This is a genomic window from Stenotrophomonas sp. 80084_Sma (genome assembly GCF_056481995.1).
This window is the reverse complement of record NZ_CM151177.1, coordinates 1,311,723-1,336,293: the sequence shown is the minus strand read 5'-3', so window position 1 is coordinate 1,336,293 and position 24,571 is coordinate 1,311,723. Positions and strand designations below refer to the sequence as shown.

Annotated in this window: 20 protein-coding genes, 1 tRNA gene and 1 pseudogene; 10 read left to right on the top strand and 12 right to left on the bottom strand. The window is 63.9% G+C overall.

What is annotated here, in order from left to right; genetic code table 11:
* Positions 1 to 31 precede the first annotated feature (31 nt).
* Genes cyoD through cyoA form a run of 4 tightly spaced genes read right to left on the bottom strand, consistent with a single transcriptional unit; the run spans position 32 to position 4,048 of the window.
* The gene (gene cyoD, locus ACZK3W_RS06190) at positions 32 to 373 is read right to left on the bottom strand and encodes a cytochrome o ubiquinol oxidase subunit IV (RefSeq protein ID WP_005408584.1); all 342 of its coding nucleotides are present in this window, start codon (positions 371 to 373) and stop codon (positions 32 to 34) included.
* A complete protein-coding gene (cyoC, locus tag ACZK3W_RS06185; RefSeq protein WP_012510428.1) occupies positions 373 to 1,011 on the bottom strand; it encodes a cytochrome o ubiquinol oxidase subunit III in 639 nt (212 codons plus the stop codon). The genes cyoD and cyoC overlap by 1 nt, the downstream gene beginning before the upstream one ends.
* Positions 1,008 to 3,005 (bottom strand): cytochrome o ubiquinol oxidase subunit I, encoded by a 1,998-nt coding sequence (cyoB, locus tag ACZK3W_RS06180; RefSeq protein WP_049462341.1) that lies wholly within the window; start codon positions 3,003 to 3,005, stop codon positions 1,008 to 1,010. Before cyoB ends, cyoC begins: the two co-directional genes overlap by 4 nt.
* A gap of 2 nt (positions 3,006 to 3,007) precedes the next feature.
* Positions 3,008 to 4,048 (bottom strand): ubiquinol oxidase subunit II, encoded by a 1,041-nt coding sequence (gene cyoA / locus ACZK3W_RS06175; protein WP_032127566.1) that lies wholly within the window; start codon positions 4,046 to 4,048, stop codon positions 3,008 to 3,010.
* A 352-nt stretch (positions 4,049 to 4,400) separates the two neighbouring features.
* On the opposite strand from cyoA, the gene ACZK3W_RS06170 reads away from it, so the two are divergent.
* Entirely contained in the window at positions 4,401 to 5,021 is a 621-nt protein-coding gene (locus tag ACZK3W_RS06170; RefSeq protein ID WP_125895441.1) for a GyrI-like domain-containing protein, read from the top strand.
* A 28-nt stretch (positions 5,022 to 5,049) separates the two neighbouring features.
* Positions 5,050 to 5,382, top strand: coding sequence for a hypothetical protein (locus ACZK3W_RS06165; protein ID WP_125895440.1), 333 nt, complete (start codon positions 5,050 to 5,052; stop codon positions 5,380 to 5,382).
* Positions 5,383 to 5,477: 95 nt separating this feature from the next.
* On the opposite strand, the gene ACZK3W_RS06160 is transcribed toward ACZK3W_RS06165, so the two are convergent.
* Positions 5,478 to 5,553, bottom strand: a tRNA-Thr gene (locus tag ACZK3W_RS06160).
* A 573-nt stretch (positions 5,554 to 6,126) separates the two neighbouring features.
* Here ACZK3W_RS06160 and ACZK3W_RS06155 point away from each other — a divergent pair.
* Positions 6,127 to 6,543 (top strand): hypothetical protein, encoded by a 417-nt coding sequence (locus tag ACZK3W_RS06155; protein WP_253143257.1) that lies wholly within the window; start codon positions 6,127 to 6,129, stop codon positions 6,541 to 6,543.
* Between the two features lie 104 nt (positions 6,544 to 6,647).
* On the opposite strand, the gene ACZK3W_RS06150 is transcribed toward ACZK3W_RS06155, so the two are convergent.
* The gene (locus ACZK3W_RS06150; RefSeq protein WP_478450586.1) at positions 6,648 to 7,130 is read right to left on the bottom strand and encodes a hypothetical protein; all 483 of its coding nucleotides are present in this window, start codon (positions 7,128 to 7,130) and stop codon (positions 6,648 to 6,650) included.
* 572 nt (positions 7,131 to 7,702) lie between these two features.
* Here ACZK3W_RS06150 and ACZK3W_RS06145 point away from each other — a divergent pair.
* Positions 7,703 to 8,920 carry a chymotrypsin family serine protease gene (locus tag ACZK3W_RS06145; protein ID WP_478450585.1) on the top strand — a complete coding sequence of 406 codons (1,218 nt, stop codon included), beginning with the start codon at positions 7,703 to 7,705 and terminating at the stop codon, positions 8,918 to 8,920.
* A gap of 97 nt (positions 8,921 to 9,017) precedes the next feature.
* The gene (locus ACZK3W_RS06140; protein WP_253143259.1) at positions 9,018 to 9,320 is read left to right on the top strand and encodes an OB-fold protein; all 303 of its coding nucleotides are present in this window, start codon (positions 9,018 to 9,020) and stop codon (positions 9,318 to 9,320) included.
* A 110-nt stretch (positions 9,321 to 9,430) separates the two neighbouring features.
* Here the strand turns inward: ACZK3W_RS06140 and ACZK3W_RS06135 are convergent.
* The 3 genes and pseudogenes from ACZK3W_RS06135 to ACZK3W_RS06125 all read right to left on the bottom strand — a co-directional run bounded on the left by ACZK3W_RS06135 (position 9,431) and on the right by ACZK3W_RS06125 (position 14,531).
* A pseudogene (locus tag ACZK3W_RS06135) lies at positions 9,431 to 10,139 on the bottom strand (integrase core domain-containing protein).
* 416 nt (positions 10,140 to 10,555) lie between these two features.
* Entirely contained in the window at positions 10,556 to 11,560 is a 1,005-nt protein-coding gene (locus ACZK3W_RS06130) for a 2-hydroxyacid dehydrogenase (protein WP_253143260.1), read from the bottom strand.
* 97 nt (positions 11,561 to 11,657) lie between these two features.
* A complete protein-coding gene (locus ACZK3W_RS06125) occupies positions 11,658 to 14,531 on the bottom strand; it encodes an autotransporter domain-containing protein (RefSeq protein ID WP_478450584.1) in 2,874 nt (957 codons plus the stop codon).
* A gap of 284 nt (positions 14,532 to 14,815) precedes the next feature.
* On the opposite strand from ACZK3W_RS06125, the gene ACZK3W_RS06120 reads away from it, so the two are divergent.
* Genes ACZK3W_RS06120 through ACZK3W_RS06100 form a run of 5 tightly spaced genes read left to right on the top strand, consistent with a single transcriptional unit; the run spans position 14,816 to position 20,789 of the window.
* Positions 14,816 to 15,295: an RNA polymerase sigma factor gene (locus ACZK3W_RS06120; protein WP_229301228.1), complete on the top strand. Its 480-nt coding sequence runs from the start codon at positions 14,816 to 14,818 to the stop codon at positions 15,293 to 15,295.
* Positions 15,292 to 16,260, top strand: a complete 969-nt coding sequence (locus ACZK3W_RS06115) for a FecR family protein (RefSeq protein WP_032127573.1) — start codon at positions 15,292 to 15,294, stop codon at positions 16,258 to 16,260. The genes ACZK3W_RS06120 and ACZK3W_RS06115 overlap by 4 nt, the downstream gene beginning before the upstream one ends.
* Positions 16,261 to 16,271: 11 nt before the next feature.
* On the top strand, positions 16,272 to 19,070 hold the full coding sequence (locus ACZK3W_RS06110) for a TonB-dependent receptor plug domain-containing protein (protein ID WP_478450583.1): 2,799 nt from the start codon (positions 16,272 to 16,274) through the stop codon (positions 19,068 to 19,070).
* A 46-nt stretch (positions 19,071 to 19,116) separates the two neighbouring features.
* Complete coding sequence (locus ACZK3W_RS06105) at positions 19,117 to 20,073, top strand: hypothetical protein (protein WP_180838543.1); 957 nt, start codon at positions 19,117 to 19,119, stop codon at positions 20,071 to 20,073.
* Positions 20,070 to 20,789 carry a hypothetical protein gene (locus tag ACZK3W_RS06100; protein WP_125895435.1) on the top strand — a complete coding sequence of 240 codons (720 nt, stop codon included), beginning with the start codon at positions 20,070 to 20,072 and terminating at the stop codon, positions 20,787 to 20,789. Before ACZK3W_RS06105 ends, ACZK3W_RS06100 begins: the two co-directional genes overlap by 4 nt.
* An 83-nt stretch (positions 20,790 to 20,872) precedes the next feature.
* Here ACZK3W_RS06100 and ACZK3W_RS06095 read toward each other — a convergent pair whose 3' ends face one another.
* The 3 genes from ACZK3W_RS06095 to ispH form a co-directional block, all read right to left on the bottom strand.
* The gene (locus ACZK3W_RS06095; RefSeq protein ID WP_478450582.1) at positions 20,873 to 21,538 is read right to left on the bottom strand and encodes a lysoplasmalogenase; all 666 of its coding nucleotides are present in this window, start codon (positions 21,536 to 21,538) and stop codon (positions 20,873 to 20,875) included.
* The gene (locus tag ACZK3W_RS06090) at positions 21,535 to 23,418 is read right to left on the bottom strand and encodes a M61 family metallopeptidase (RefSeq protein ID WP_478450581.1); all 1,884 of its coding nucleotides are present in this window, start codon (positions 23,416 to 23,418) and stop codon (positions 21,535 to 21,537) included. The genes ACZK3W_RS06095 and ACZK3W_RS06090 overlap by 4 nt, the downstream gene beginning before the upstream one ends.
* A gap of 201 nt (positions 23,419 to 23,619) precedes the next feature.
* Positions 23,620 to 24,570, bottom strand: a complete 951-nt coding sequence (gene ispH, locus ACZK3W_RS06085) for a 4-hydroxy-3-methylbut-2-enyl diphosphate reductase (RefSeq protein ID WP_049428543.1) — start codon at positions 24,568 to 24,570, stop codon at positions 23,620 to 23,622.
* Between the last annotated feature and the right edge of the window lies 1 nt (position 24,571).

Genomic DNA, 24,571 nt, shown 5'->3' with positions numbered 1-24,571 from the left:
GGCCTTTCTGCGTGGCAACGTCGCGAGGACGTCAGTGCATCATGTGCACGTTCATGTTGTGCATGACCCACAGGGTACCGACCACGATGATGCCGATCACCACCACGGTGAAGGCCGCAGCGTTGACGTTCCAGCGGCTTTCCGAAGAGCGGTCCAGGTGCAGGAAGAACACCAGGTGGACCAGCATCTGCAGCACCGCGGTGATCGCGATCACCACACCGTTGACGGTGCGCGAGAAGTCGCCCGACATCACCATCCAGAACGGGATGACGGTCAGCACCACCGCCAGCACGAAGCCGATCAGGTACGACTTCACGGTGCCATGGCTTTCGCCGCCGGTGCCGTGGTCGTGTGCATGGTTGTCATGTGCCATTACAGGGCTCCATTGAGGTAGACGACGGAGAACACGCCGATCCAGATCAGGTCCAGGAAGTGCCAGAACAGGCTCAGGCACGCCATGCGGGTCTTGTTGGTCGGGGTCAGGCCGTACTTCTTCAGCTGCACGAACATCACCAGCAGCCACAGCAGGCCGGCGCTGACGTGCAGGCCGTGGGTACCGACCAGGGCGAAGAACGCCGACAGGAAGGCACTGCGGTCCGGACCGTAGCCCTGATGGATCAGGTGCTGGAACTCCCACACTTCCATGCACATGAAGCCGAAGCCCAGCAGCCAGGTGATGCCCAGCCACAGGTACATCTGGCCCATCTGCTTGCGGTGCATGGCAATCATGCCCAGGCCGAAGGTCAGCGAGGAGGTCAGCAGCAGCGCGGTTTCCCATGCCACGAACGGCAGTTCGAACAGGTCCTTCGCGGTCGGGCCACCATCGGTACCGCCGGCCAGCACCACGTAGGTGGCGAACAGCGAGGCGAAGATGAGGCAGTCGCTCATCAGGTACACCCAGAAACCGAAGACGGTGTTGCCGCCGGTGTCGTGGTGCTCGTGGTCGTCATGGCCATGGGCCGCCGCTTGCGCGGCGTGCCCGTGGCTCAGGGTCGAGGTATTGGTGCTCATGCCTTCAGCTCCGACTTCACCAGGCCCTGGTTTTCCAGGTGCTTGCGGTGTTCGTTCTCGATGCGTTCCACCTCGGCGGCCGGGACCCAGTAGTCCACGTCCTGGTCGAAGGTGCGGTAGATGAACGTGGCGATCATGCCGACGAAGCCGACGATGGCCAGCCACCAGATGTGCCAGATCATCGCGAAGCCGAACACCAGGCTGAAGGCACCGATGACCACGCCCGTGCCGGTGTTGCGCGGCATGTGGATGTCGGTGTACTTGGCCGGCTTCGGCCAGGCTTCACCACGCTGCTTGCGCTCCCAGAAATCGTCCAGCTCGGTGACTTCCGGCAGGCTGCCGAAGTTGTAGAACGCCGGCGGCGAAGAGGTTTCCCACTCCAGCGTACGGGCATCCCACGGGTCGCCGGTCAGGTCGGCGGTCTTCTTGCGGTCGCGGATCGACACGGCCACCTGGATGATCTGGCACAGGATGCCGGCACCCACGATGAAGGCACCTGCGGCAGCGACCAGCAGCAGCGGCTCGTAGGCCGGGTTGACGGTGCTCTGCAGACGACGGGTCATGCCCATGAAGCCCAGCACGTACATCGGCATGAAGGTCACGTAGAAGCCGATGAACCAGCACCAGAACGCGCACTTGCCCCAGAACTCATTGAGGCGGAAGCCGAACATCTTCGGCCACCAGTAGGTGATGCCGGCGAACATGCCGAACACCACGCCGCCGATGATGACGTTGTGGAAGTGGGCGATCAGGAACAGGCTGTTGTGCAGCACGAAGTCGATGGCCGGGATCGCCAGCATCACGCCGGTCATGCCGCCGATGGTGAAGGTGACCATGAAGCCGATGGTCCACAGCACGGGCGTGGTGAACTGCACGCGACCGCGGAACATGGTGAACAGCCAGTTGAAGATCTTCACGCCGGTCGGGATCGAGATGATCATCGTCGTGATGCCGAAGAAGGCATTGACGTTGGCACCCGAGCCCATGGTGAAGAAGTGGTGCAGCCACACGATGAACGACAGCACGCCGATGCAGGCGGTGGCGTAGACCATGCCCTTGTAGCCGAACAGCGCCTTGCGCGAGAAGGTCGCGATGACTTCGGAGAACACACCGAACGCCGGCAGGACCAGGATGTACACCTCCGGGTGACCCCAGATCCAGATCAGGTTGATGTACAGCATGGCGTTGCCGCCACCGTCATTGGTGAAGAAATGCGTACCCAGGTAGCGGTCCAGGGTCAGCAGCACCAGGGTGATGGTCAGCACCGGGAAGGCAGCGACGATCAGCACGTTGGTCACCAGGGCGGTCCAGGTGAACACCGGCATCTGCATCAGCTTCATGCTGGGGGTACGCATCTTCAGGATGGTGATGAAGAAGTTGATACCGCTCAGCGTGGTACCCAAGCCTGCGACCTGTAGACCCCATATGTAGTAATCCATGCCGACGCTTGGACTGTATTCGATGCCCGACAACGGCGGGAACGCCAGCCAGCCGGTGGCAGCGAACTCACCGATCCACAGCGACAGCATGATCAGCACCGCGCCGGACACGAACAGCCAGAAGCTGAGCGAGTTGACGAACGGGAACGCGACGTCGCGCGCACCGATCTGCAGCGGCACGGCCAGGTTCATCAGGCCGGTGATCAGCGGCATCGCCACGAAGAAGATCATGATCACGCCGTGGGCGGTGAAGATCTGGTCGTAGTGGTGCGGCGGCAGGTAACCCTCGGACCCGCCGACGGCGAGCGCCTGCTGGGTACGCATCATGATGGCGTCGGAGAAACCGCGCAGCAGCATGACGAAGGCGACGATGAGGTACATCACGCCGATCTTCTTGTGATCCACCGAAGTGAACCACTCCTTCCACAGATAGCCCCACAGCTTGAACTTGGTGATCAGGGCCATGACGCCCAGGCCACCCAGCACCGCGCCGACCAGGGTGGTCAGCACGATCGGATCGTGGGGGATCGACTCAATTGAGAGTTTACCCAACATGTTCATTCTCCCGAGCCCGCATGGCCGGCGTGGCCTGCGTGTTCGTGTTCGTTGGCATCCAGGTTTTCACCCGATTCCTTGGAATCATGCGCGTCACTGGGGGCATGGCCCTCGTGCGCTTCATGGCTGGCGGCATCGGCAGCGGCGGCACCGGCGTGTTCGTGCTTCATGCCGTAATGCTTGTTGTCGCCCATGTGCTTGGCGATGACCCAGTCGAACAGGCCTTCTTCGGTCTTGCCGAAGTAGGTGACCGGATACCACTCGGCGTTGCGTGCTTCACCCAGCGCCTTGAACGAGGCCTTGTCCAGGGTCTGCTCGCCGGCGCGGACCTGGTCCAGCCACTGGCGGTATTCGGCATCGGTGACCGAGTAGGCGGTGAAGTGCATCTTGGCGAAGCCCGCGCCGCTGTAGTGCGAGGACATGCCCGGGAATTCACCGGTCTCGTTGGCGATCAGATGGAGCTTGGTCTCCATCGCAGCCATCGAGTAGATCATGCTGCCCAGGTGCGGGATGAAGAACGCATTCATCACCGAATCGGACGTGATCTTGAAGTTCAGCGGCGTGTTGACCGGGAACTTGATTTCGTTGACGACCGCCACCTTCTCTTCCGGATAGATGAACAGCCACTTCCAGTCCAGCGAGATCGCCTCGATGGTGACCGGCTTGACGTCCGAATCCAGCGGCTTGTACGGGTCCAGTGCGTGCGACGAGCGCCAGGTCAGGACCGCCAGCACCAGCACGATCATGCAGGGAATGGACCACACCACCACCTCGATCGCCGTCGAGTGGGACCACTTCGGCTCGTAGCGGGCCTTGGTGTTGGAGGCGCGATACTTCCACGCGAAGGTCAGGGTCATGATGATGACCGGGATGACGACCAGCAGCATGAGCACGGTGGCCGTGATCAGCAGGGTCTTCTCATCCTGGCCGATCTGGCCCTTCGGACTGAGGATGGCCACCGCATCGCAGCCAGTGAGCATCACCAGCAACGACAGCAGCAGGCCCGGGCGCAACCAGCGCCCAAGGGTTTTCAACGGAATCATCGGTCGATCCAATTGCGAGGGAATGCCGTTCCCCGTCCTGCCTGTTCCGGCCAAAGCCGGTCCCACCGGTCCGGAAGACAGGTAGGGAGGTGGGGTCGAGTCAGCCTTTCAATTTTAGGCCGTCACCCACCATTTAAGAAAGGCATTGACAATGATCGAGCGCAGGAAAGGCCCGTTTCTGGCTGCGACACGTTGTCGCACCGCGCAACCGCGGCGGGCAGAACACCCGGGGGCGGCATCCTAGCATCGGGCGATGGCGGCTGCTCCGCCCGTGTTCGGCAAAGTCGCCTGAACATGTTCAGGCATGCCTGCGAAAGCAAGGCGTGGGATGCTCGGCACAGGAGGAAGGTGCATGGACAAGATCGACTTCAAGAAACGCGACCGGGCGCTGTACCAGCCACCGGCAGGCCAGTTCGTTCCGGTGCAGGTGCCGCCCCTGCCCTACCTGATGGTCGACGGCCACGGCGATCCGAATATCGCGCCAGCCTATCTGGAGGCGGTGCAGTGGCTGTACGCGGTGAGCTATGCACTGAAGTTCGCACTGAAGGCCGGGGGCCAGGACTACGTGGTGCCACCGCTGGAAGCCCTGTGGACCGCCGAGGATCCGTCGAGCTTTGTGGCTCGCCGCAAGGATGAGTGGAAGTGGACGGTGATGATCCGCACGCCGGACGGGATCAGTCCAGCGCAGTTGGAGGCTGCCATCGCCAAGGCGGCGGAGAAACTGGGCGACGTTCCGGCCAGCCTTCGCCACGAAGTTCTTGAAGAAGGCCTCTGCCTGCAGACCCTGCATGTAGGCGCCTACGATGACGAGGGTCCGGCCCTGGCCCATCTGCACAACGAACTGATGCCTTCGCTGGGCTACGCCTTCGCCGGCCCCCATCACGAGATCTACCTGAGCGATCCGCGCAAGACCGACGCGGCGCGGTTGAAGACCGTGCTGCGGCAGCCGGTGCGCGCGCTTGGACCTGATTGAGGTTCGCGCTCATGACACAAGGAATGCCATGCGCCTGATCAGCCGACTGCTGCACTGGACCACCCTGCCCGCCGGGCGCCGGCTATTGGCCACGCTTGGGGCTGCGCTGGTGATCGTGCTGGCCTGCAATCCGGCGCTGTCGCCGTTGCTGCCGGTGTTGGATGCGCTTGGGCTGGACGTGCTGATGCTGTTGCTGGGTGCGCAGGTGGTGGCGGTACTGCCTTGGGTGCGGGAGCGAGCCGCGCGCGGGACCAGAGTGCTCGCACGCCTGCTGATCGGCGCATCGGCGGGAGCAGCAGGTGGCTATCTCCGGCAGCTCGCGTGGTGGCTGGCACGAGGCGCAGGGATGACGAGGCGTTGATGAAGGCTTGCAGCCTTCGGTGAGGTGGTAATCCAATGATCACCGGCGGGCGCAAACAAAAAGCCCCGACCAAGGCCGGGGCTTTTCATTACAACTGGTGCCGGAAACAGGAGTCGAACCTGCGACCTACGCATTACGAATGCGCCGCTCTACCAACTGAGCTATTCCGGCGGAGCTAGTCATTCTAGTAGGTGCCCGGCACTTTGGTCAATTGCCGGATTGCAAGGCCATGGGGATCTACTGCCCCTCAAGACTTCTGCGGCGATCGAGCCGAACGCCGGCAACGCTCCCGAACCCGCAAGCCGAACAAGCATCGACCGCGCACTGCACAAGGCGCTCCAATGGACATCAGCGTTGACCTTCAAAGGACACGCCCTCGTGAATCACCACTGGGTCTTCCCTTTCCAAGGGGACGACCGGATCTGCAACGCTGACGCCACGCATGACGCCACGCATGACGCCAAACCACGGAGCGATGGGATCATTCGTCGGATGAAACACGGCCCTCAGGCGCACAGTTTTGTACCACTTGCCATTCAACCGAGACAGATCTCCCTCAAGAGCGGCGGCGTTGACTACTACATCATTGAGATATGACTGCTCATTCTGAAATTACTTACAAAAGTTGGTGGCCGCGACAAATTAGAAAGGGCCGGTGCATTCACCGGCCTTATCTTTTACACCCCTTGCCAAATCATGATTACCGGTGCAGTAAATCAGCTCATCCGCATCCAAGGGGGCATCATGAGCTACATCAAACAAAATGGCGACGTGATTATTTCAAGCGGCGCCGACACTCAAAACCTGCTTGCAGATGAAGCCCAACGCAGCGCGGGCGTAACCGCTGTGATGACTATCAAGAACGATCAGCAGGACGAAAAGCTCAAGAGGATGAAGGCTCGAAACGACTTGGACAACATCCAGAGATTGCAAGAAGCCCAGCGCGAAATCGCCAACCTTCGGTCACAGCTGGTGCAACTCCAAGCTCGTCATGACGTGATGCGTGACTTGGCGGCGGACATCTTGGTGACCGCTCGTGCTGCACCGCTGTCGCACGGCAGTTGGGACAGAAGCGGGCTGGAACCGGGGAAGGTCAAGATATTGAGCCCGACTTTGAAAAGTTCAGAGCAAATGAAAAGAACGCAATCAATTCCGACGTAGAACGCCAGAAAAACGCCTACCGAATTGTGGATGAGGTGGCAAGTGGCTGGCTGCACCCTGAGTCCACCCGCCGGCGCCGTCCGCCCAAGGAATGATGCATAGCGCTACTGGTCAAGCCAGCCTGGACGCCGGTAGAAGCGCCCGCGTCCGACAAGCTTATCCAACCGCGTAATTCTTTCGTGGCTGTTGTGCCGAGGGGCGCGCCGCCTGAATTCGGCCAGTGCCTCCCGTGCCGTCTCAATGTCACCCTGCCCCATGTACCACTCCACAATGTACGTAATGAACGATGCGTTGATTGGCTGGTACACGTCCGTCCCGCAACACTTCACCAAATCGGCCCGTTTCCATGCGGTAGGGGTTGAGGTCGTACTGCATTTTTGAGCCGTCAAAGCGACTTCAAAGATGACTGCAGCTGGCTTTTTGCTGCGGACCACAACGTAGTACGGGCGAATGGCCGTCTTCTTGTCGTTCTCTTCTTTGAGCGCGGCGTAGCCCATTCCACGGTGGAAGCTTGTTTGATTAAGCAGTCTTTTTTTGTACACCTCTAGCATCTGCTCAAAGATGCTTTGAGCATGCGCTTCGGACATTCCGACCGCCAGGACAACCACGCGGTACTCGCCGCCCAACCGTTCTCGGACGAACCATTCCCAGGCAGTTCCACCGTTCTTCTGTCAAGCAAACGCGCCTCGACCGTACCCAGCGTAGAAAGGCACTCCATCTGCGCCCACGTGCAACCACGTATAGTCTTGGTGAAGTGAGGACCCGTCATCCACTGGGTTTGCGACACGCACGCTTCTTGGCCGTATGACGCGAGCAATGGGACATCAACGCTGATCCTGCTCACACCCGATGCCTTCGCTTGCGCCACGAGGTCTTCCACATCGACCAATTTGAACGCCACTGCGATCCCCCTCGTCGTTGTGCTTCGGAACGTCTACCTTTTCAGTTCGTCGGGTATGAGCGCAACCCCATACGAGCGACCACGGTCAACACCCCAGTGCTTTGCGCTGGAGGTGTTAAACACTTGGCTCCTACCCCGATGCCAAGAACATGGTCGCATGTGCGTCAAGTCTCGTTGTGTATGAGGAGACAGTGCTAGTGTCTCGGATCGAGGCGTTCACAAGCCTCGATGACTTGTTGCAAACTCAGGAGATGTCGCATGAAACGGAAGCTTCTAGGATGCTCCGCAGCACTTCTTGTATCCACCTGTGCTTTGGCGCAAGTGCCGAACGCTGACACGCAGGAAGGCAAGGAGATGCAGATTCAGGTTCACAGCTATATGAGTGAACACCCCTCTGTCTCGATAGATGACGCAATCACGCGCCTAGCGGTTCAAGGTGAGGTGATGTCGGATATTGAAGCGTTGCGTATCGAGTTCGCAGATCGTCTAACGGAACTGTCGATCAAAGACGCGCCAGATCAACACATCCTGGTGCAACTCAAAGGGCCCGATCCAGTCGCGGGTCGAACGATCACCACCGAGAGCGGGACGACCCGTGTGGTGTTCGAGGTTGGTCACAAGTACACCCAAGACGAGTTTTACGCGCTGCTTGCTCAGCACAGACCTCTTCTTCATAGCGCCATACCAGGCATCACCGGGACGACTGGATTCCCAGGCGAAGACCGGGTGCTGATCGACATAAAAGGAGACAGCGGCCAAGCAGAAGAGTTGAAGGATACAATCAAGAAGCTTGAAAGAGTCACCGGTCTCAAGATTGAAGTCCGGCCCAACATGCCGCAGTCAGTCAATGCGGAGTATGTTGTTGGCGGCGCCCCCCTCCAATCCAATAATAGCTACTGCACCTCAGGATTTCCGGTTATTCATAAGGCCACCGGACGAAGAGGTATCACCACCGCGGCGCATTGCCCCGACAATCTGATTTACGGAAACTACGCAACCGGCGCAGGGAAGTACACCGTGCCGCTGACATTCGTGGACCAGATCAATGATGCGAGCCACGACGTTCAGTGGCATACGGTGGGGTCACACACACCGCTCAGGGAGGTGTATGCCACCTCCACTTCGGATTACAGTAGGCGCCGCATCATGTACATGTGGACCAACGCTACTCAAGGCCAGAGCATGTGCTTCAGAGGCGTCACCAGCCAATACACCTGCGGAACTGTCGTGAGCATCAAGCACAATCCCGAGCTCGCATGCGGTCCAACCGGAAACCTTCCCTGCGCGAACGCGTGGATACGCATCGAAGGATCGTCGTTGGCGTGCGGATATGGAGATAGCGGTGCCGCTATCTTCTTCGGAGACAATGGATACGGCATTGTCGCTAAGGCAAGCCTGCAAGGGGGAAGCTGCAAGGGAGTCTCCGCAATGCCTTGGGGCGCAGTCAGCGCATTAGGGCTGGAGGCGGGCGGTTAGTCTCTCCGACGAAATGTCCGGCTGAGGATGCAGAGCCAGCATGCTCGGCCGGACGCCAACGGGCAGATCCTGAACACATGGGATTGCTGTGGGCTCTATGGTCCTGCTGACGGCCTACACCCGTGACGCTGCCGCTGCCGACAGGCGCTACAAGGACCAACGGCTGTGGGTCACTGGGGTGGTTGCCGAAGAGCCCGCCCTGTACCGCCGCCCACCTTCCCTGGCCTTTGAGGGCACAGGGATCCACGACCGGCCAGTGCCGGTGCTGGATCCGGCACGCAAGGCCGAACTGGCCGGTTTGCGCAGTGGGCAGTCTGTGACGCTCGATTGCCTGGGCAACGGGCACGTCTCCGGCATGCCGATGCTCAAAAGTTGCACGCTGGTTCAGCCAGCCCCCTGACCACTGCCGCTTGGGTTGTGGGTTGGGCACAGACCATAGACTTTAGACTTTGTGGTGGTTCTGACCCACCGCCAATTCCCGGTGCATTTCAAAGTAGAAAATCCGGCGTTCTAGGGCACCCTGGAGTTCGCATGGGACCCGTGTTTCAGGGCGAATTCCTCCGGGGTTTTCCATCCTAGTGCACTGTGGGGACGTTCCTCGTTTATAGAAGCGCCGCCACCCTTCGATCTTGCTCCATGCGTCGGCCAGTGACAAGAACCAATGCTCATTCAGGCACTCCTGCCGAAGGCGACCGTTGAAGCTTTCTACAAGCGCGTTGTCTGTCGGCGTGCCGCGTCGGGAAAGATCCAGCTCCCCCTGTTTTCATAAGCCCAACAATCCATGACCTTCCGGCGAACTCGCTGCCGTTGTCCACCTTGATTGCGCCCGGCGATCCTCGCTGGGCTGCCAATCTTGTCATTGCCTCCGCCACATGCTCCCCGCGTAGCGACTGGTCCACGACGATAGCAAGACACTCATGCGTGCCGACCCAGGTGCGTCGCTGGGCAGGCCTCAGAGCTTTTCTGTGACCACCTCCTGCAACATGGCTTTGTCCAGGCTGAGATCAGCAACCAATTGCTTGAGCTTTCGGTTTTCCCCTTCCAGCAGCCTTAAACGTTTCAATTCCGAAAGGCCAAGCCCACCATACTTTTTTCGCCATACGTAGAAAGTGGCCTCGGCAATACCCATTTTCCTGCAGCTCTCGCCTACTGCCGTTCCCAGCTCCGCCTGCTTCAGCGCATAGGCAATCTGCTCCTCGGTGAAACGCGACTTCTTCATGCCTGAATCCTCGTTTGTCACGGGGCCCAATGCTGCCGACGTCTCTACTTTCGCCTGCACCAGTTTTCTGGGGGTGGGTCATGTCCGGATCCGCTTGTTGTACTCCGTGTGGGGAGTCAGAGGACTCCTTGCGCAGGCCGGCCACGCGACGCCAACCAGTACTGCCCCCAACAACAACTGCTGCTGCTGCCAGTTACGCATGGAACATCCCTTTGTCCAAATGCGTCGGCAATCACCAGACGTCCGGCAAGCCATCGGCGTGTGCTGGCGTCATGTTCCGGCCGGAAAACAGCCGCGCCGTCCCTTGCGCCCCGTGTACCACCGAGGGCACAAGCCCCCTCGCGACAGCATCATATGATGTTCACCCAAAGTGAATATCTCTGGCAGGCTGGATGGGGTCCACGCTCGCAGCGTACCTACGCCGCCTCTACCCGGTTGGCGCACACCCGCCCGGCCGCGAAATCCTGCAGGTTCCCCAGCGTGATCGCCGAGATCTCCTGCAGCGCCTCCACGGTGAAGAAGCCCTGGTGGCCGGTCACCAGCACATTCGGGAAGGTCATCAGGCGCTGGAAGGCCTCGTCGTCGATGATCTCGCCGGACAGGTCCTGGAAGAACAACGCGCTTTCCTGCTCGTACACGTCGATGGCCAGATGACCCAGCCGGCGCGACTTCAGCGCGCGGATCACCGCATGGGTATCGACCAGTGCGCCGCGCGACGTATTGACCAGCATCGCGCCCGGCTTCATCCGCGCCAGTGATGCATCATTGATCAGGTGATGAGTCTCAGGCGTCAGCGGGCAATGCAGCGACACGATGTCGGCACGCGCCAGCAGTTCATCCAGCCCGACCATTTCGCCGATACCGCCGAACGCGGGTGACGGATAAGGATCGTGCCCCAGCACGGTGCAGCCCATGCCGTTGAAGATGCGCGCGGTGGCCAGCCCGATCTTGCCGGTACCCACAATGCCGACCGTGCGCCCATGCAAGGTGCGCCCGAGCAGGCCATCCAGCATGAAGTTGCCCTCGCGCACGCGGTTGTAGGCGCGATGGGTCTGCCGGTTGAGGGTCATCACCAGCGCCAACGCATGCTCGGCCACCGCCTCCGGGGAATAGGCCGGTACGCGTGCGACGAACAGATCCAGCGCTTTCGCGGCTGCCAGGTCCACATTGTTGAAGCCGGCGCAGCGCAGCAGTACGGCGCGCACGCCCAACGCATGCAGGGCGTGCAGCACCGGCGCATCCAGGCGGTCGTTGACGAACACGCATACGGCTGCGCAATCCTGCGCCAGCGCGGCCGTGTGCACGTCCAGCGCCACATCGAAGTACACGAACGCAAAGCCGTCCCCAGCCGCATCGCGCTGGTTCGCCTCATCAAGGAAACGACGGTCGTAGGGACGGGCACTGAAGACGGCGATCTGCATGGACGGGCCTAGGTGGAATGGCAGACCGACCATACCGCAGCAGCACCCGCGTTGGGATGGCACCGGCGATGCCGTCATCGCCGGTGCCGGGCGTCACTTAGAACTTGTAGCCCAGGCCCAGCATCACGCCGTTCTGGATCTGCCCGTCGCGGCGCTCACCCACGTAATCGGCCATGATCGACAGCCGCTCGCTGGCACGGCTGGTCACACCCAGGTTCCAGGCCAGCACCTGCTCGCCCACCGCCTGGCTGCTGGCGCCGAACACCAGATCCGGTGCCGCGGCGAAGCCGGTGCTGTAGCGGGCCTGCGAATCGCCCAGTTCCTTCTGCCAGACCACCCGGGCGCGCGGGGTGATGCGCTCGCCGTTGTTGCCTTCGAAGGTCTTGAACAGCTGCAGGCCCGCACCCACGCGGATGCTCTCCAGGCTGCCGCTGCGGCCAACCAGCGCACCGGCGCCCTGCCCTTCGTTGAAGCGGGTGGCCGAGGTGCGCGCGTAGTCCACCACCGGCAGCAACGGCTGGATCACCAGGCCCTTGCCGGTCGTGAAGGAGAACGCATGTTCCACCCGTGCGGAGATCGCATCGTTGCTGTACTTGGCGCGCAGCGGCTGCTGCAGGCCATCGATGCCGTTGATGCTGCGACGCGTATCGTGGCGCAGATCGGTGTAGCGCACGGCCGCCGACAGATAGCCGCGCGCGTACGTCGCATCGAGGTAGCCGCCCACGTCCAGCGCACGCACGTCACCAGTGAAACCAGAGCCATCGCTGGCCTTGGTCGACATGTCTGCCGCGGCCACGCTGACGCCCAGGGTCACGCGGTCATCGGCCACGCGGGTATCGGCACCGACCACGATGCCACCGATGGTGTGGCTCAGGCCGGCCACGCCACCGTCGGCATCGAGGCGGCCATGGCTGGCGAAACCACGCGCCCAGATGCCATGGCTGCGTCCAGCATCAGCCCTGCCCGCAACGCTGCCCGACGCCGGCTCGACCAGGTGCATCGCCAGCTGGTTGAACAGGCTGCCATGGCGCATGCCCGGCTGGGAGGAGACCGACTGCGCCACCTGAGAGGCCAGGCCATCGGCATCACCGCCGCTGCGCATGGCCGACTGGTGCTGCTGCACGACGTTGCCGATGCTGCCCACCAGCGCGGTGTCGGCCAGTCGCAGGCTGGCGTGCGCATCACCGCGCAGAGCACCGGCCTGTTGTGCGATTACATCGCGGTCGGCGAACTGCAGTGCGCCCAGCAGCGATCTCAGTCCCTTGTCCTGGCGATCGGAGGCGGTCGCCAGCGCGCGGCCCAGGCCGTCGCCGGACGTACCGTTGGCAAACAGGCCCAGCTGGTCAAAGCCGGGGTTGGCGGTCAGCCACAGGCCGTCGGCGGTCTGGTTGACGTTGAAGCTGAGCAGTGAATTGTGGCGCGGGCGGAACACTTCACCGGCAGTGATGCTGGCACTGTATCCGGCGTCCCCCAGCCGCACGACATCCTGGAAGCCCCCCTGGTAGATCGGCCCTTCCACCAGATCGCGGCGGTAGGCACCGGCATAGAAGCCCTGGGCCACATTCAACGCAAGGTGTGCGCCCTGCGCGATCACCAGCGCGCCCTCCTCGGTGCCGCCGTCGTAGAAGCTGCCGACGCGCAGGCGGCCACTGCCGGTACCACCGGCTTCGGTAACATCAAACAGCACCTGGCCGCCGGGCATGATGTTGACATAGCCGTGGGTCACCAGATCCCCACCGCGCGGCATCAGCGTGCCGAACACGCGCAGGCGGTTGAAGCCATCTTTGCGGTAGGACGGGCCGGTGCCATCCAGCAGCGCATCGCTGTCGGTGCCGACCGATGCGATATCACCGTGGCCGACCACGATGCTGCCCGGCATCACCCGCAGCTCGGGGGTGCGCAGCGCACCACCCTCCAGTGCGATGGTGCCGTTGTCCACCAGAATGAAATCGGCGCCGGTGGTTTCAGCGGTGCGCCAGGTGGCGCCATTGCTGACACGGATCACGCCGGCGGAGTTGGCCAGGGTCGAGGCATCCAGATCGGCCAGCCGCAGCTGGCCGCGCAGTTCATCCTGGAGGTCGGGGTCGGCGAGCAGCTGCTGCAACGACTGCGCGCCGATACCGTTCGCCCCCCGCGTGGAGAAGTTGTACAGGCTCACCGCATAGTTGATGTAGGTGCTGGCCCAGTCGGTGTTCCAGCGCGCGAAATCGTCGTCGACAAAGGCCTGCAGCTGGCGCGCGGTACGAAGGTAGCCCGGGTTGATGTCGCCGCTGACGTTGCTGGTGACACGAAGGGTGTCGCCCGGATCGCGATAGCCCGCCGTGTTGATGATGCTGTTGCTGCGGATGTCCTGGCCCGGGAATGACTCCAGCTTGCTCCCACTGCCATCCGGATCGAAGGTAACCGACGTACCCGTGGTACGCGCCGGGTCGCGGAATACCAGGAGGCCATTGGGCTGCACCACTTCATACATGGCCTTGTGCAACAGGCCCGCATCCATGCCACCGCCGTAGTTGCCTGTGTAGATCTGGGTCATGCGCGGCGACGGCGCATAGGTGATCCTGCCACCACTGCTGGCGGCATGGATCTGCACCGAGTCGACCATCGGCAGATCGCCGCCGAGGTAACGGTTGACGCCACCGGACTGCATGATCGAGCAGGACGAAATGCAGTGGCCGGACACGATGGTGTCCAGGCCCTGGGTACGGATCACCGCCTGCAGCCACTCGCCGGCAATCAGCGCGCCACCGTTAGACGTTCGCAGCACGACTTCGCGGATCGGACGGCCTTCAGCCTGCGCCTTGGCCAGCAGTGCGGGCAGCGCCACCACATCGGCGACGGTGACGCCGCCGCTGAGGAAGACGCGATCGTCCTGCACGTGATAACTCATTGCCATGACGTCATCCACCACGGATATGGCGGCAACGCCCATCAGCCCGGCCAGGGCCAGGCTCAACTTCGAATACTTCATGCGTTCTCTCTCCACCCGCAACACGCGGGTAGAACGATCAACGCCGCAGCGGGGCGATCTCCCCCAGTGGAACGGATCCTGAAAAATGAATACATTCACAATGAGGATTCGATCGATACACACTCTTCCCCATCCGGTCATCGTCGCGTAAAACTCGATGACGCATTCGCCACCGACAGTCGAGGCCAGCCCTGTCCACCCCGTCTCCCCTGATCCATCGCGCGCCGGAGCCGCCCGCACCTGCGGATGCCTTCATCGCGTTCGTACGCGAAGAGCGCGCACCGCTGTGCGCGTTCCTGCGCACGCGGGGGGTCGGGCCTGAGGATGCGGAGGATATCGCGCAGGACTGCATGGAGCGGCTGATCCGCTATCGCGCACAGGGCCCGGACGAACTGCGCCTGCTGCTGTATCGTATCGCCCGCAACCGCCTGGCAGACCGCGGCCGCTCGCCGCAGTCGCGGCCGCATCTGCCGCTGGCCGAACACGATGGCAGCGACGAACCGTCCAGTTCCTCGCCCGATCCATTGCGCCAGGCCGAGTCAGGGCAGATGCTGTCCCTGCTGCGGCAGGCCCTGTTCAAGCTGCCCGAACGCGCACGCGAGGTCTATCTGCTCAACCGCATCACCGGCATGAGCTACACGCAGATCGCGCGGCATTGTGGAATTACTGCCAAGACCGTGGAAAAACATATCGCCCGGGCCCTGCAGGGCCTGCGTCAGGAGTTGGGATCGGATCCGCTGCACAACGACAGGGACGGCCAATGAGTGGCACCCCGCACAGGGATGATGCACAGCTGTTTGAACGCGCCAGCGCCTGGGTAGCCCGCCTGGAAGCCCCGGACTGCACATCGGCCGAACGCGAAACGTTCGAGGACTGGCTGGCCGAAGATCCGGCCCACGTCAAAGCCTGGGTGCAGGCCGAAACCCTGTTCCAGCAGGGTGCGGAGCTTGCGGCTGACCCCTGGCTGCGCACCGCCGCGGCACGGGCGGCGCGTCCGCCGCGCCGGCGCTGGTTGCCGGGCGTGGCCGCTGCCGCCGGTGTCTGCATGGCGATCGGCATCGGCTGGATGGTTGCCGTCGACGGCAACCCGACGCCACAGGTCTACGCCAATGATTCGCACCAGGCACAGCAGCAGACGCTGGCCGATGGCAGCGTCGCCATGCTGGATGCCGGCACCACCCTCCGCGCCCGCTTCGGCTGGCGTCATCGTGATCTGGTGCTGGAGCGGGGTCGGCTGCAACTGCAGGTCGCTCCGTCGAACAAGGCGCTACAGCTGCACGCCGGCGGCAGTACGATCCGCGACATCGGCACGACCTTCCAGGTGGAACGCCTGCGCGACGGCCTGGTCGAGGTCGCACTGCTGGAAGGTGCCGTGGAAGTCAGCAACGGCGCAGCGCAGCACACGCTGGCACCCGGCCAACAGCTGCAGGTATTGCCCTCCGGCCGTATCCAGCCGGGCCCTGCCCTCTCGTCCAACGCAGCCGCTGAAGGCTGGCTGCGTGGGCAACTGGTGTTCGATGCCACGCCACTGTCGATCGTGGTCGAGCGCATGAACCGTTATGGCCGCACGCCACTGGTGATCGTCGATCCGGAGATCACCGACCTGGCTGTAAGCGGCACCTTCCGCGCCGGTGATGCACAGGAGCTGCTGTCGGCGCTGGAACTGGGTTGGTCCGTGGCTGGCCAGACGCGTCCGGATGGCGCGCTGGAACTGCGCCGCACCTACTGAGGAGACCGGCAGTGAAGGCAGGTCCGGGTGCGCTGCAGTGGGGGCTGCTCCGCGTCCTGCTATGCCTTGCACTGGGTGTTGCCGCACTACCGATGGCCGATGCCGGCGAGCCCGCCGGCACGCTGGAGATCGACGTGGGCGCCGGCCCACTGGTGCCGGCACTGCAGCAATGGGCCCGGCAGAGTGGCACCGCCCTGCTGTTCGACGCACGTGAACTGGATGATCTGCGCACCGGCGGCAGCCGTGGCCAACGCGATACCGGCGCCTCCCTGAAGCAGCTGGTCGCCGGCCTGCCGGTGAACATCCTGCGCACTTCATCCGGTGCCTTTGTCGTGCGGCGCGTCCATCCCGAGCCCCCTGCCACGCCGCCGAAAGCGGTCGCAGCCCCGCGCCTGCCGCGCCCGGCTCCCAAGTCCGCCGACACGCCACACCAGGTGGAACTGGCGCCCATCCATGTCACCGGCAGCCGGCTGCCGCGCTCTTCGGTGCAGACCACACTGCCGGTCACCACCATCGATCGCGACGATATCCTGCGCAGCGGCTACGGCAATCTGTTCGACCTGCTGCGGCACCTGCCCGGCATGAACGGCCATCCGGCCATGAGCACCTCGCGCGGCGGCGATTCGCAGTACCTGCCGGTGGGCGCAGCGGCCACCACCAGCCTCGACGGCATGGGCCCGCGGGCGACGCTGTTCCTGGTCAACGGCCGGCGCCTGCCGCGCTATCCGATGGTGTCGCTGGAACAGGGTGGGCTCACCGACCTCGGCGGCATTCCGCTGAGCTTCGTCGACCGCATCGAACTGGTACGCGGTGGTGCCTCGGCCATCTATGGGGCCGACGCCATGTCCGGCGTGGTCAACATCATCCTGCGTGACCAGGCCGATGGGCCCGAAGCCATGCTGCAGACCGGCCTGAGCAGCCGCGGCGATGCGGGCCAGTACCGCCTGCAGGCCGCCACGGGCGGCGCGCGTGGCAACGGGGACCGCTGGTTTGCCGGACTCGATCTGCACCGTGTCGAACATGTCGCCGGTGACCAGCGTGACTGGCACGCGGAAACCTCGCTGTATCCGATCGGCGCGATCTTCGGCAACTGGTACGTGCCCGCCCGGCGCTGCGAGCCGCCCCTGAAGCGGCGCGAGGATGGCTGCTGGTTTGACAGCGCGCGGCCGCGGTCGCTGCAGCCCGCCTCGGATACCGCGTCGGCCTTCCTGCACTACCGGCATGAACGTGGTGAGGGACGCTATGCCTATGTCGAGGCGCGGGCCAGTCACAACCGCCAGCGCTTCGATCTGGGCCCGACCGCCGTTGCGGTGGTCTCGCGCGGAATCACCTTCAACAGTGTGCTGCGTGAGGCCGGCAACGTGCGCCCCAGCGTCCGCGCCACCGATGCCGACCTTACCTTCGGCATCGGCCGCGACCAGGGCCGGCGCAGCTGGGAGGCGGGCATCAGCGCGCAGCGCAGCGACGTGACCTTGTCCACTGCAGGCACCGTGCGCACGACACGCCTGCTTGAAGCAACGCAGGCGCGCAGGTTCACTCCCGGTTTCGACGCGCCGCCGGCGGCCGAGGCGGACACGCTGTTTCCGTCCATCCGCAACCGCGGCAGCACCGCACAATGGCAGGGCTGGTGGGGCGTGCAGCGTGAGCTGATGGCAATGCCCGGCGGCAATGCGCAGCTGGCCACCGGCATCGACCTGCGCCATGAACGCTGGACCTCGCGCCCGGACGCACTGCTGAGCCAGGGCGACCTTGCGCTGGGCCTGCCACAGCAGCGACGCCGCCTGTCGCGACAAAGCAGTGGCGTCTACGCCGAGCTGGGCCTGCCGCTGGCCCCCACGCTGCGCGCGGACCTGGCTGCACGCTGGGACCGCGACGGCGGCTTCATGGCGTTCTCGCCTCGTGCCGGGCTGCGCTGGAGCCCTACGCCGCACTGGTCGTTCCTGCTGGCCAGCGGGCGCGGCTATCGTGCACCGAGCCTGTTCGAGCAACGGCGGCCGCCCGGCTACTTCGGCTCGATCACGCTTCCGGTGTCCAGTGCCCTTCCGGAATGTGCGATCGCCACGCGTGGTGGCGGCTGCAGCGTCACGGCCAACGTGGTTGAGAACGATGCACTGAAGGCCGAACGATCACGCAGCCATTCGCTGGCAGCCACGTGGACGCCCGACGACACGTTCTCGCTGTCGCTGACCCACAACATCGTGGAACTGCGCAACGAGATCCTCGCCCTGCAGCCGAGCGATGCGGTGTGGAACCGCAGCACGTGGGAACTGGATGAAGACGGCCACCTGGGCAGCCTGCGCCTGTCGTTCGACAACATCGGCCGCACCACCTCCCGCAACTGGGTGCTGCGTGGCGAGTACCGCATCGACAGCGGCAGCAACGGCCAATGGTTGTTTTCGCTCGATGCGCTGAAGCAGCAGGAACTGCTTCGCCGCCGTGACCATGAGGCCGCCGTGGACCTGCGTGGCCATGTGACACCCGAGCTGGCTGCGGTGTTGAACGTGCAATGGCAGAACAGCAACTGGGACATCGCGCTGCGCGGCAACCAGATCGGGCGCACGCGTGCCTGGCTGCCGGGGGCGGAGTGCCCGCAGAAGCAGGTCGGCCGGAACCACTGCATGAACCCACGGCAGCTGCGCTGGAACCTGCACCTCGCACGCCGGCTGGGGCCGCGCATCGTTGCAGCGCTGGACGTGCACAACGTGCTGGACACGCAACCGGTGAACTATCTGGTCGGCAACGGCGGGCAGATGCCCGGGCTGGACGATCCGCTCGGCCGCTACTACCTGCTTACCCTGCAGTTCCGCTGAAGCGTAGTAATCTACGCGCCCTGTTCCACCGCGGTCCACTTCCCCCATGAAAGCCTATCTCTGGTTCTGGGGCGCGTTCCTGCTGTTCTTCGCGTTGCCTTTTCCCTGCATTCTCTATTTCGGCACTTCGTGGCCGGTGGCGCTGGTCGACCGCAGCGCACCGTGGCTGGCACTGTTGCTGCTCGCACTGTCGATGGTCCTGTGGCTGACGCTGCTGTTCGCCTTCCTGCACTACCTGTTGCTGGGGCCGCCACGCGCACTGCACCGGGTGCAGTCGATCCTGGCCGACGGTGAACCGCGCAGTGCGCTGATCGAACAGGCCGAACAGACCGGCGTGCAGGTGCGTGGGTTCGCGCAATGGAAACTGCAGTTGTCCTTCAAGAACCTGTCCGGTACGCCGGTCCGCGAACAGATGCTGGTGGTCGACAGCAAACCCCAGCTGCATCGCTTCGAGGCCGGCAGGCACATTGATGCACGCCTGGGGCGGACACCCGGGGCATTCCCCAACATCGTGCTGGACGGTGCCCAGCCCGAACTGAATGTCGCCAGCCTGTGGCGGCGCGGCATCGGTGCAGCACTCGGCATCGCCATCGTTGCCGCTGCCTATGTGTGGGCCTACCAGCTGCAGAGCGAGGGGCTGGGCTGGACCTTCCTGTCGTTCGGTCACCCGCTGCTGGTGTGCCCGCTGGTGCTGTGTGGCTATGCGCTGGGCCTGCGCCTGCTCGGCCGCCTGCTGCACGCCGATGCCCGCGGCGATGCACTGAAGTATCGCGGCATCGGCGTGGAGGCCAGGGTGTTGAAGGTGCGTCAGACCGGCACCTACCTCAACGAACAGCCACAGGTGGAGTTCCAGCTGGAATACATCGATCGCGAAGGCAACATGCAGCAGGCCCGCGTGCGCCGCTTCATCCCGCTGATTGAACTGGCCAACATCCCGCGCGAGCATGTGACGCTGCTGTACGACCCGGATGACCGCAGCAACGTGCGCCTGGAGGGAGTATGAAACAGCCGCCCTCAACCCGCACCGTGTTCCTGGTACTGCTGCTGGTTCTGGCGGGCGTGGCCGTTGCCGGAGGCGCCCTGCAGACCATCAGCGAAACGCTGGGGCATTCGGTACAGCCGGACCGGTTGCCTGCCTCCGTCTCGTCCCAGTCGCCGCGCGAGCAATCCGCATCGCTTGTGCCGTCCCCAGCGCCCTTCCCCGCCGCGGGCACCGCTGGAGCGCCCGAGCGCAACAACCGTCTGTTCGATGCGGACTACCTGCTGGCTGCCCGTCAGGCACTGGAGCAGATGCCAGCGCTGGCCGGCCAGCGGCTGACGGTCTTCCACAGCATCCACTTCTACGACGATGGCCGCATCAACCTCGATCTGGTCGATCCGCAACAGCCGGGCCACGTCGACAGCTATCACTTTGAACGTGGCCAATGGCGCAAGGGCAATCCGGTGAACCCGCAGCAGTTTGCGCCGACCATCAGCCTGCAGCGCAGCAGCACATCCCTGGCCAGCATCGATTTCGAGGCTGTGCCGCGCGTGGCGCAGGCGCTGCAGGAACAGCGCAATGCGCTGCAGAACCCCGCATCTGAAGTCGGCCACGTCTACGTGATCGTGCGCAAAGCCGGCAAGCTGGTATGGCTGCCGGACGAAGTCGCCGGTGACCGCGAATCCGTGCGCCTGCAGTTCGATGCGCAGGGCGCCCTGCGCGGCGTGAGCCGCCGGTAGGCCACACAAAAAAGGGGACGGAGGGGATTAAGTCGTATGTGCCTTGGTGCGGTTTGCGACTTAATCCCCTCCGTCCCCTTTTTCTATTTCACCGAGCGCGCGATGGCGTACTGCGCGGCGTAGTACGTGGACAGCACCAGCAGGCTGGCCAGCGGCAGGCCACCGGCGAAGCGGTCCCAGGCCAACAGGGAATCGCTGGCGACGAACAGCACGGCACCGGCAGCGGCCCAACGGGCACTGGCGGCCTCCATGGCGTCAGGCTGCGGGCGGCGCCACTGCCGTGCCAGGGCCAGCACCGCCATCGATGCCAGCACCACCACGTACGCCAGCACCGGAATACGCATCGGTGCGGGCAGGTGTGGCCACAGGCCCAGCACGTTGAGCACGGCAAACGCACCGAGCAGGACGCTGGCGCCGACCAGCCCACGCCCGGCACGCAGGCCTCCGCGGCAGGCGATGATGTAGCAGAGGTGCGCCAACAGGAACGCGACCAGCCCCGGCACGAACGCGTCCACCGGCAACATCAGTGCGATGTCGCCCATGCACGAGAGCAGCATGCCGGCCAGCACCGCGCGGCGGTAGAACGGCTGCACCGGATCATGCACGCCCCAGACGATGGCAGCGATCAGCAGCGTGGTGACCGGCTTGGCCAGCCAATGCAGCCAGCGCCCATCGCCGTCCAGGAACGCGCCGATGATGGCGAGGATCGCCATCAACAGGATCACGCCATCGCGGGCGCGCGGCTTCATCGTGCCTTCCACAGATCCGCCAGGCGGTCAGGCTTGCCGGTGATGCGCTCCAGCACCGGGTACTGCAGGCCACCGTGGTAGACGATGCTCATCGTTTCGATGCGGTCGAACTGCTTCACCAGCAACACGATCGGCGCCTTGTCCTTTGCTGCGGCGGCGACTGCATCCTTCAAGCGCTGGCTGCTGTATTCACGGCCGCCAACCGCGATCACCTTCATGCCCGGTGCAAGACCGGCGTTGAACGCCGGACTGTCCCAGATCACGTCACCGACCGTGCCGTTGTCGAGCACGGTCGCACCCAGTGAGTACGCCAGCAACGCTGCCTTGGCGCGCTTTTCCTGCGCCTTGTAGGCGTCGTTCGGAGTATCGCGGTAGACCAGCTTCCAGCCCGCCAGTTCCAGGCCACCGGTCAACGAACCGTGGCCATCCAGGCGACCGCGCAGGAACGTCGCCCAGTCGTACGGCGCGATGCCGTTCAAGGTCGCGACCACGTCGTCGAAGGTGTAGGGATTGACGTCCCAGTCGCCGTTGCCGACGCCGAAGAACGCACGTGCGAAGTCGTCCAGGCTGCGGCGATTGCCGCTCAGTTCGCGCAGCTTGCCCTCCACTTCCAGCCACAGCATCTGGCCGCCGGAGTAGTAGTCCTCGCTCATCTGGTAGTTGCGGTAAGGCAACGTGCGGCGCTGGGCGATGGTCGGGTCGTTGGTGGTGTCCTGCAGCGGCCGCCAGGCCAGGCCCGGGCGACCACGGTCATAGGTCGCGGCCACGTTGGCCAGCATGTCGCGCGCCTGTGTGGTCGACCACAGGCCCGACCGCGCCGCCAGCACCTGGCCCCAGAACTGGGTCTGGCCCTCGTACACCCACAGCAGGCTGTCGCCCATCGGCACGTTGAAGTTGGCGGTGGCCAGATCGGCGCCGCGACGGTACTTCCCGTTCCACGAATGGGTGTACTCATGTGGCAGCAGGTCGCGCATCCACGCGTTGCTGTCCCACTCTGTGAAGTAGCCTGGATCGGCACTGTTCTCGCTGGAGCGGTGATGCTCCAGGCCGATGCCGCCAAGGCGGTCGGTCAACGCCAGTAGGAATTCATAGTGGTTGTAGTGGCGCGCGCCATAGAGTTTGTCGGCCTGCTGCACCAGCGCGCGGTGCATCGTGATCTGTGCCTCGCTCGGCTTCAACGACTTGGCCTCGTCGGCGAACACATTGAGGTGCACCGGCACCTTCGCACCCGGGTCGAGATCGATGCGCTGGTAGTGCTCGCCGGCGAACAACGGCGAATCGACCAGATGGTCATACGAGATCGGCTTGAACACCACGGTGTCACCGTCGCGTCGCGCGGTTTCCAGGGCAGTGGCGAACGACCAGCCCTTGGGCAGGGTCACGCTGGCCTGCGCCTGCAGGTTGCGTGCATCCACCCCGGCCGGGTACAGCGAGTTGGCGTTCCACTGCAGGTTGAGCATTTCCGGGGTCATCACCACCCGGCCCTGGCTGCCGCCCTGCGAGGACAGGAAATCGAAGTGGGCGACGATCTCGCTCACGCCCTCAGGCACGTTCACCTTGAACGCATAGACGTTGAACTGGTCGCGCTGCCAGGCCAGCGGCTTGCCGTTGGCCGTCACGCGCAGGCCGGCCAGCTTGTCGATCGGGCCGGTGGGCGAATGGTTGCCGGGAATCCACTGCGGGTACAGCAGGGTGACCGGGCCGGGCTTGGCAGGCACCGTGGCGGTCACCTTGAAGATGCGCCGGGCCAGATCGCGCGCGTCCACATCGATGCGCAGCAGGCCGGGGGCCGCCGCGTTCGCCGGCGGCGAGGTCTGCGCCAGCGCAGGCGTGGCGGCCAGCGCGAACAGCACGGACATCACCAGGGCACGGGTCTTCATCGGGCAGGTTCCAACAACGGAGAATTTTCCGATGCTAGGCCTGTGCAGTGCCCGGCCCCATGGCCAAAGGTCATGGGCGCGCGCCCATCTGTGCATGCCCAGAAGCGTGCGAACCAAGGTTCGCACCCACCTTGTGCTGGTTTGCACCCACCAGAGCAGTTTCAGTAGATCCACGCCATGCGTGGATGAGGCGCTTCGCGGTCAGTCGACCAGGCGCAGGCGCAGTTCCTTCGGCAGCGCGAACACCATCGATTCCGGCTCACCGTCCAGCTCGCCCACGCCGCTGGCGCCCAGCTCGGCCAGACGCGCCAGCACGCCATCAACCAGCACCTGCGGCGCCGAGGCACCTGCGGTCACGCCGATGTGCTGCTTGCCCACCACCCACGCCGGGTCGATCTCGTGCGCACCGTCGATCAGGTACGACTCCACGCCCTCACGACGGGCCAGCTCGCTCAAGCGGTTGGAATTGGAACTGTTCGGCGAGCCGACCACCAGCACCAGGTCGCAGCGCTTGGCCAGATCGCGCACGGCGTCCTGGCGGTTCTGCGTGGCGTAGCAGATGTCGTCGTTCTTCGGGCCCTGCATTGCCGGGAAACGCTCGCGCAATGCATCGATGATGCCGCGCGTATCGTCCACCGACAGCGTGGTCTGGGTGGTATAGGCGAAGTTTTCCGGCTGGTTGATGTGCAGCGTGGCAACCTGCTCGACATCCTCGACCAGATAGATCTGGCCGGTGCCGGCTTCGCGGTTCCACTGGCCCATGGTGCCCTCCACTTCCGGGTGACCGGCGTGGCCGATCAGCACCACGTCACGGCCGGCACGGCAGTGGCGGGCGACTTCGAAGTGGACCTTGGTCACCAGCGGACAGGTGGCGTCGAACACCTTCAGGCCACGACGCTCGGCCTCCTGGCGCACGGCCTGGGACACGCCATGCGCGCTGAAAATGACCGTGTTGTTGTCCGGCACTTCATCGAGTTCCTCGACGAAGATCGCACCGCGCTGCTTCAGGTCGTCGACCACGAAGCGGTTGTGCACCACTTCATGGCGGACATAGATGGGCGCGCCCAGCGTTTCGATCGCGCGCTTGACGATCTCGATCGCACGATCGACGCCGGCACAGAATCCACGCGGGTTGGCGAGCAGCACATCCATC

Coding starts and splice junctions, on each gene's coding strand:
- cyoD (WP_005408584.1), bottom strand. CDS start 373: ATGGCACATGACAACCATGCACACGACCACGGCACCGGCGGCGAAAGC.
- cyoC (WP_012510428.1), bottom strand. CDS start 1,011: ATGAGCACCAATACCTCGACCCTGAGCCACGGGCACGCCGCGCAAGCG.
- cyoB (WP_049462341.1), bottom strand. CDS start 3,005: ATGTTGGGTAAACTCTCAATTGAGTCGATCCCCCACGATCCGATCGTG.
- cyoA (WP_032127566.1), bottom strand. CDS start 4,048: ATGATTCCGTTGAAAACCCTTGGGCGCTGGTTGCGCCCGGGCCTGCTG.
- ACZK3W_RS06170 (WP_125895441.1), top strand. CDS start 4,401: ATGGACAAGATCGACTTCAAGAAACGCGACCGGGCGCTGTACCAGCCA.
- ACZK3W_RS06165 (WP_125895440.1), top strand. CDS start 5,050: ATGCGCCTGATCAGCCGACTGCTGCACTGGACCACCCTGCCCGCCGGG.
- ACZK3W_RS06155 (WP_253143257.1), top strand. CDS start 6,127: ATGAGCTACATCAAACAAAATGGCGACGTGATTATTTCAAGCGGCGCC.
- ACZK3W_RS06150 (WP_478450586.1), bottom strand. CDS start 7,130: ATGTCCGAAGCGCATGCTCAAAGCATCTTTGAGCAGATGCTAGAGGTG.
- ACZK3W_RS06145 (WP_478450585.1), top strand. CDS start 7,703: ATGAAACGGAAGCTTCTAGGATGCTCCGCAGCACTTCTTGTATCCACC.
- ACZK3W_RS06140 (WP_253143259.1), top strand. CDS start 9,018: ATGGTCCTGCTGACGGCCTACACCCGTGACGCTGCCGCTGCCGACAGG.
- ACZK3W_RS06130 (WP_253143260.1), bottom strand. CDS start 11,560: ATGCAGATCGCCGTCTTCAGTGCCCGTCCCTACGACCGTCGTTTCCTT.
- ACZK3W_RS06125 (WP_478450584.1), bottom strand. CDS start 14,531: ATGAAGTATTCGAAGTTGAGCCTGGCCCTGGCCGGGCTGATGGGCGTT.
- ACZK3W_RS06115 (WP_032127573.1), top strand. CDS start 15,292: ATGAGTGGCACCCCGCACAGGGATGATGCACAGCTGTTTGAACGCGCC.
- ACZK3W_RS06105 (WP_180838543.1), top strand. CDS start 19,117: ATGAAAGCCTATCTCTGGTTCTGGGGCGCGTTCCTGCTGTTCTTCGCG.
- ACZK3W_RS06100 (WP_125895435.1), top strand. CDS start 20,070: ATGAAACAGCCGCCCTCAACCCGCACCGTGTTCCTGGTACTGCTGCTG.
- ACZK3W_RS06095 (WP_478450582.1), bottom strand. CDS start 21,538: ATGAAGCCGCGCGCCCGCGATGGCGTGATCCTGTTGATGGCGATCCTC.
- ACZK3W_RS06090 (WP_478450581.1), bottom strand. CDS start 23,418: ATGAAGACCCGTGCCCTGGTGATGTCCGTGCTGTTCGCGCTGGCCGCC.
- ispH (WP_049428543.1), bottom strand. CDS start 24,570: ATGGATGTGCTGCTCGCCAACCCGCGTGGATTCTGTGCCGGCGTCGAT.